The organism is Parviterribacter multiflagellatus (assembly GCF_056863265.1).
Window position 1 is genome coordinate 437,706 of sequence record NZ_JBXPIZ010000004.1, and the last position, 6,811, is coordinate 444,516.

Annotated in this window: 6 protein-coding genes and 1 pseudogene; 6 read left to right on the forward strand and 1 reads right to left on the reverse strand. The window is 73.4% G+C overall.

Annotated elements, in window-relative coordinates; genetic code table 11:
* Nucleotide 1 precedes the first annotated feature (1 nt).
* The 6 genes from AC1UE5_RS11470 to AC1UE5_RS11495 all read left to right on the forward strand — a co-directional run bounded on the left by AC1UE5_RS11470 (nt 2) and on the right by AC1UE5_RS11495 (nt 6,021).
* Entirely contained in the window at nt 2-1,108 is a 1,107-nt protein-coding gene (locus tag AC1UE5_RS11470; protein ID WP_482923285.1) for a nucleotidyltransferase family protein, read from the forward strand.
* Between the two features lie 11 nt (nt 1,109-1,119).
* Nucleotides 1,120-2,169 carry a bifunctional phosphoglucose/phosphomannose isomerase gene (locus AC1UE5_RS11475; RefSeq protein WP_482923287.1) on the forward strand — a complete coding sequence of 350 codons (1,050 nt, stop codon included), beginning with the start codon at nt 1,120-1,122 and terminating at the stop codon, nt 2,167-2,169.
* Nucleotides 2,170-2,217: 48 nt separating this feature from the next.
* Entirely contained in the window at nt 2,218-2,970 is a 753-nt protein-coding gene (locus tag AC1UE5_RS11480) for a hypothetical protein (protein WP_482923289.1), read from the forward strand.
* A 67-nt stretch (nt 2,971-3,037) separates the two neighbouring features.
* Nucleotides 3,038-3,394 carry a MerR family transcriptional regulator gene (locus AC1UE5_RS11485; RefSeq protein WP_482923291.1) on the forward strand — a complete coding sequence of 119 codons (357 nt, stop codon included), beginning with the start codon at nt 3,038-3,040 and terminating at the stop codon, nt 3,392-3,394.
* Nucleotides 3,395-3,418: 24 nt separating this feature from the next.
* The gene (ahcY, locus tag AC1UE5_RS11490; protein WP_482923293.1) at nt 3,419-4,837 is read left to right on the forward strand and encodes an adenosylhomocysteinase; all 1,419 of its coding nucleotides are present in this window, start codon (nt 3,419-3,421) and stop codon (nt 4,835-4,837) included.
* 11 nt (nt 4,838-4,848) lie between these two features.
* Complete coding sequence (locus AC1UE5_RS11495; protein WP_482923318.1) at nt 4,849-6,021, forward strand: adenosylhomocysteinase; 1,173 nt, start codon at nt 4,849-4,851, stop codon at nt 6,019-6,021.
* Between the two features lie 10 nt (nt 6,022-6,031).
* Here the strand turns inward: AC1UE5_RS11495 and AC1UE5_RS11500 are convergent.
* Nucleotides 6,032-6,811 (reverse strand): annotated as a pseudogene (locus AC1UE5_RS11500) (hypothetical protein); the annotation flags it as partial.

Consider the following 6,811-nt stretch of genomic DNA (forward strand, 5'->3'; position numbering starts at 1 on the left):
CATGCAGGCCGTCATCCTCGTCGGCGGCGAGGGGACGCGGCTGCGGCCGCTGACGTCGACCGTGCCCAAGCCGGTCGTCCCCCTCGTCGACCGGCCGTTCCTCGCCTACATGCTCGAGTGGCTCAAGTCGCACGGCGTCGACGACGTCGTGCTGCTGATGGGCTACCTCTCGACGGCGGTGCGGAACGTGCTGGGTGACGGCTCGCAGTACGGCCTGAAGATCACGTACGTGGAGGAGCCGGATCCCCGCGGCACGGCCGGCGCGCTGAAGTTCGCCGAGTCGCTGCTGGCGGAGCGGTTCTTCATGCTCAACGGCGACGTCCTCACGGACCTCGACCTGACCGCCCAGCTGACGCAGCACGAGCGGACCGGGGCGAAGGGGACGCTGGCGCTGGTGCCGGTCGACGACCCGTCCGCGTACGGCCTCGTGCGCTGCCGCGACGACTGGTCGGTGGGGGGCTTCGTCGAGAAGCCGCCGGCCGACCAGGTCCCGGCCGATCCGCTGATCTCCGCCGGCGCGTACATCCTCGAGCGCGAGGTCGTCGACCTGATCGCGCCGGACAGGAACGTGTCGATCGAGCGCGAGATCTGGCCGCGGCTCGTGGGCGACGGCCTCTACGGCTTCGCGGACCGCCGCGCGTACTGGATGGACATCGGCACGCCCGCGCGGTACCTGCAGGGCACGTTCGACATCATCGAGAAGCAGGTCAAGACGCAGGTGGCCGAGCGTCTCGGCGTCGGCTACCTCGCGATCGACGAGTCGGTGCAGGGCGACGGCCGCGTCGTCCCGCCCGCGGTCGTCGAGCGCGACTGCGTCATCGGCGAGGGCGCGCACGTGGGCTCGCTCGTCGTCCTCGGCCCCGGCGTGACCGTGGGCCCGCGCGCCAACATCGAGCGCGCCGTCGTCATGCAGGGCGCGAAGATCGGCGCCGAGTGTGTGCTCCGCGACTGCGTGGTTGCCGCCGGTGCGGTGGTCGGCGACGGGGTCCACGTGACCGGCGGCGCGGTGCTCGGCGAGGGGGTGACCGTGGGGGCAGACAACGTGATCGCTCAGGGCATGCGAGTCTTCCCGCACGTGGACATCCCCGAGGGTGCAGTCAAGTTCTGATGGCGGGTGGGATGCTCACCCGTGAGGCGATCGGCCAGATCGACCGTTCCGGCCTGCTGGCGGACGTGCTGTCGATCCCCGATCACCTGCGCGATGCGCTGTGGCGGGTCGAGAGCGCGAGCGGCCTCATGGAGGGCTGGGACTCCCCGGGCGGCCTGATCGTCGCCGGCATGGGCGGCTCGGCCATCGGCGGCGGGCTCGCGCGTGCGGCGCTGGGCGACCACGCGTCGCGGCCGATCGCGGTCTCGCGCGGCTACGGCCTGCCGCCGTGGGCGACGCCCGAGACGACGGTGCTCTGCGCCTCGTACTCCGGCAACACCGAGGAGACCCTCGCCTGCTACGACGCCGCGGGCTACGTCGGCGCGCGGCGGGTCGTGGTGACGAGCGGCGGCCGGCTGGCCGAGCAGGCGCGCGCCGACGGCGTGCCGGTGATCCCGATCCCCGGCGGCTTCCAGCCGCGCGCCGCGGTGGCGTACCTGACGGTGGCGACGCTCGAGGTCGCGGCGCTCTGCGGCGTCGCGCCGCGCATGACGTCCGAGGTCGACGTCGCCGCGTCGCACACGCAGGCGCTGGTCGACGAGTGGGGGCCCGAGGGCGCCGACGACTCGCTGTCGAAGACGATGGCCCGCGCGCTCGTGGGCACGGTGCCGATCATCGCCGGCGCCGGCCTGACGTCGCCGATCGCGTACCGCTGGAAGACCCAGCTCAACGAGAACGCGAAGGTGCCGTCGTTCTCGCACGAGCTCCCCGAGCTCGACCACAACGAGATCGTCGGCTGGGAGGGCTCGGACGGCCTCGGCCCGTTCTCGGCCATCTTCCTCGACGACGAGGACCTGCACCCCCGCGTCCGCGCGCGCATCGAGCTGACCTCGTGGATGGTCGAGCCCAACGCGGCGCACACCTTCCGCGTGGAGACGCGCGGCAAGAACGCGGTCGAGCGGGTCTTCTCGCTCGTGCTCCTCGGTGACCTCGTGTCGCTCTACGTCGCCGTCCTGCGGGGGATCGATCCCACGCCGGTCACGGTGATCGAGCGGCTCAAGTCCCAGCTCGCCGAGCGGTAGCTCACACTCCGGTTTGCGGTGCCCTGCCCGACGGGCAGGGCACTGGACATGGATCTCTTCACGCCCGTGCGGGTCGGCGTGTCCGTTGCGACGCACGCCGTGAAGCTCGTCACCGCCGTCCCGAAGTCGATCGCCGAGCACGCCCTGCACCGGGGGCACAACGGCGACGACCGGTACGCGCCCACCACGCCCACCGCGTCGGCGGCGGCCGCGCCGGGCGCCGCGCCCGCCGGGACGCGGCCGTCGGACACGGACCGCGCCGTCGCCACGAGGCCCGCTCCCGCGCCCGAGCCGTCGTCGCCCGCCCGCGGCGGGACCGGCCGGCGCACGCCGTCGCCGCGCACGACCGCCCGGCGGCGCGCGACGACCTCCCGCGGCGTCCAGCGCGCGAAGGCGCCGGCCGAGCCGACGAGCGCCGCGGGCGCCTCCGGCGGTGTGGCGGGAACGGCCGACGCCCCGGGCGACGCCGCCGTCGCCGGCTCGCCCGACCCGACCGCGGCCTCCAGCACGAGCCCGCGCCCGGTCGCGCCCGAGGGCAACCGCCGCCCGACCGACGTCACCCCGGCCCCGATCTCGCAGGTCAAGACCGTGGACGACACGCCGACGGTCGTCGAGACCGAGGGCGGTGCCACGCCGGCCGCGAACCTGCGCGTCGACGAGCCGTGGCCGAACTACACGAAGATGAAGGCGCCCGACATCGTCGACCGCGTCCGCGGCGCCGACGAGGCCACGAAGGCCGTCGTCCGCCTCTACGAGCAGTCGCACAAGAAGCGCAAGTCGATCCTCACCGCGACGCAGTAGGAGGCCGCCGCGCCGAGCCCGGCGCGCGCGCAGAACCTTGACACGCCCGTGGTAAGGTTCGGGGCCAGTGCAGGACGCCCTGACCATCCACGAGGCTGCCGAGACGACCGGCTGGTCGGCCCGCATGCTGCGCTACATCGAGCGTGCGGGCCTCGTCGAGCCCCAGCGCTCGGCGTCCGGCTACCGGCTCTACGGCCCTGCCGAGCTGCAGCGCCTGCGCACCCTGCGCGAGCTGCTCGACCGGCACGACATCAGCCTCGGTGAGGTCGGCTTCGCGCTACGCCTGCGCCGCGACGAGGAGCTCCTCGGCGCGGTGGAGGCGTGGTTCGAGGCCGAGCCTGAGCGTCCCGCGCGTGTTCCCGCAGACGACTGGCTCGAGTGGGAGCGGCAGAAGCACATGAAGCTGCTCTCCACGACGGCCTGACGATCCCGACCCGTTAGGAGCCCCATGGCCACCACCGCCACGGACTACAAGGTCGCCGACATCTCGCTCGCCGAGTTCGGCCGCAAGGAGATCCAGCTCGCCGAGCACGAGATGCCCGGCCTGATGGCCCTCCGCAAGGAGTACGCCGAGCAGCAGCCGCTCAAGGGCGCGCGCATCACCGGCTCGCTCCACATGACGATCCAGACCGCCGTCCTCATCGAGACGCTCACCGCGCTCGGTGCTGAGGTCCGCTGGGCGTCCTGCAACATCTTCTCGACCCAGGACCACGCCGCGGCCGCGATCGCCGCGTCCGGCGTCCCGGTCTACGCCTGGAAGGGCGAGACGCTCGAGGAGTACTGGTGGTGCCTCGAGCAGACGCTCGACTTCGGCGACGGCCTCGGCCCGAACATGATCCTCGACGACGGCGGCGACGTCACGCTGCTCGTCCACAAGGGCACCGAGTTCGAGAAGGCCGGCGCCGTGCCGGACCCGAGCACCGCGGACTCGGAGGAGTACGGGGTCATCCTCAAGCTCCTCACGCGCTCGCTCGCCGAGAACCCGACGCGCTTCACGAAGATCGGCGAGGGCATCCTCGGGGTCACCGAGGAGACGACGACGGGCGTGCATCGCCTGTACGAGATGCAGAAGGAGGGCAAGCTCCTCTTCCCGGCGATCAACGTCAACGACTCGGTCACCAAGTCGAAGTTCGACAACCTCTACGGCTGCCGCCACTCGCTCGTCGACGGCATCAACCGCGCGACGGACGTCATGATCGCCGGCAAGGTCGCGGTCATCTGCGGCTACGGCGACGTCGGCAAGGGCTCGGCCGCCTCGCTGCGCGGCCAGGGCGCGCGCGTCATCGTCACGGAGATCGACCCGATCAACGCCCTGCAGGCGCTGATGGAGGGCTACGAGGTCCGGTCGCTCGACGAGGTCGTCGAGGAAGGCGACATCTTCGTCACGACGACCGGCAACTTCAACATCATCACGGCCGACCACATGCTTCGCATGAAGCACCAGGCCATCGTCGGCAACATCGGCCACTTCGACAACGAGATCGACATGGCCGGCCTCGCGAAGGTCGACGGCATCAAGAAGGTCAACATCAAGCCGCAGGTCGACGAGTGGGTCCGCCCGGACGGCCGCTCGATCATCGTCCTCTCCGAGGGCCGCCTGCTGAACCTCGGCAACGCGACCGGCCACCCGTCGTTCGTGATGTCGAACTCCTTCTCGAACCAGACGATCGCGCAGATCGAGCTCTTCACGAAGCACGACGAGTACAAGACCGAGGTCTACGTGCTGCCGAAGATCCTCGACGAGAAGGTCGCGCGCGTCCACGTCGAGGCCCTCGGCGCGACGCTGACGAAGCTCACGCCCGAGCAGGCCGCGTACATCGGCGTGCCGGTCGAGGGCCCGTACAAGCCCGACCACTACCGCTATTAGGCGCTAAGGCCATCACCGCCACCAGCGGAAATGGCCTCGCCCGGATCGAGTGGGCGGGCGGGCAGATGCCCGTCCTCCGCTCGATCCGGGCTCGTCTGTCTGCGGACCGCCCGCTCGACGGGGTCCGCGTCGGCGCCTGCCTGCACGTCACCGCGGAGACGGCGAACCTCGTGCTCGCCCTCCGCGCCGGCGGCGCCGAGGTGCACCTGTGCGCCGCCAACCCGTACGTCACCCAGCACGACGTCGCCGAGGCGCTGGGGGAGCACGTGCACGTCGGCGACTACCGCGACGGCCTCGCCGCGGTCGCGGCCGCGGAGCCCCACCTCGTCCTCGACGATGGCGCGGAGCTGATCGCGGCGCTCCACCCGTCGCTGCGCGGCGCCACCGAGGAGACGCGCAGCGGCCTCGTCCACCTGCGCGCGCTCGACGTCGCCTGCCCGGTCCTCGCCGTCAACGAGGCGGCCGCCGAGCGCGGCATCAACGACCGCTTCGGCACCGGCCAGTCGGCGCTCGACGGCATCCTGCGCGCGACGAACATGCTGCTCGCCGGCCAGACCCTCGTGGTGCTCGGCTACGGCTGGAGCGGCCGCGGCGTCGCGGTGCGCGCCCGGGGCGCCGGCGCGTCGGTGATCGTCTGCGAGGTCGACCCGCTGCGCGCGCTGGAGGCGCGGATGGAGGGCTTCGAGGTCCTCCCGTCGCTGGAGGCCGCCGCGCGGGGCGACGTGTTCGTGACCGTGACCGGCTCGCGCGACGTCCTGCGCGCCGAGCACTTCCAGCGGATGAAGGACGGCGCGGTGCTCGCCAACGCCGGCCACTTCGACGTCGAGATCGCGCTGGAGGACCTGCGCGCGCTCGCGGGCGACCGCGTCGCGCAGGTGCTGCCGCTCGTCGAGCAGTACGAGGTCGAGGACGGCGTGCGCCTCAACCTCCTGGCGCGCGGCCAGGTCGTCAACCTCGCCGCCGCCCAGGGCCATCCCGCGGCGGTGATGGACGTCTCGTTCGCGCTCCAGGCCCTGAGCGCGGTGCACCTCGCGGCCGCCGGCGACGGCGAGCTCGCGCCCGGCGTCCAGGCCGTCCCGCCCGCGATCGACGACGAGGTCGCGCGGCTGAAGCTCGCGTCGCTCGGCGTCGAGATCGACGTCGAGACGCCCGAGCAGCAGGCCTACCGCGGCCGCTGGGCGTAGCGCCCCGCGCTCACGCGTCCTCCCACGAGTCCACGAGGCGGCGGTGGCGCCGCGCGCGGACGCGGTCGGCCACGAGCACGAGCGTGCCGCCGGCGACGAGCATCGCCGCCAGCGTGACGACGACCGGCGTCGCGCCGCCGTCCTCGCCGCTCGCCGAGCGCGGTGACGGCGCGGCGGCCGGGGGCGGGAGCGGGGCGTCGCGGGAGTCGCTCTGCCCGCTCACCCCGCCCGGCGTCTCATCCTCACCGGTGCCCCCGCCTGAGCCGGCGTCCCTGCCCGCATCTGCGTGATCGTTGCGCGAACCCGTGGCGATGTCGTGACGAACCGCGGTTGCGTCTGCGGCGGTGTCGGGCGCCGTGACCGCCGGGGTGGTCACCAGCAGCGCGGGCGCCGCGCCGCCGCTCACGGTCCCGCCGCACCGGCGCAGCCCGGTCAGCGCGGCCGCGGTGAGCGCGCGGACCCGCCGTGGCGAGACGTCCACGATCCGCGCGACCGTGCGGGCCGACCGCGGCCACGGCCGCCCGAGCCCGGCACGCAGCACGATCACCCGCCGCTGCGCCTGCGGCAGCACGCCCAGGCAGCCGCGCAGGCGGAGCACCTCGCGCCGGACGCGCTCGGCGGCGCGCACCTCGGCGCGGCTCGCCCTGCGCGGCGGCGGCCCCGCGTGGCGGGCGACGGCGGCGAAGAACGCCCGGTCGGCCAGCGGAGCGAACAACGCGCCGCCGCGCGGCACGGCCCCGGGCGCGCCGCCGGCCGGGACGGCGCCGCCTCCCGCCGCGCCCGTCCCACT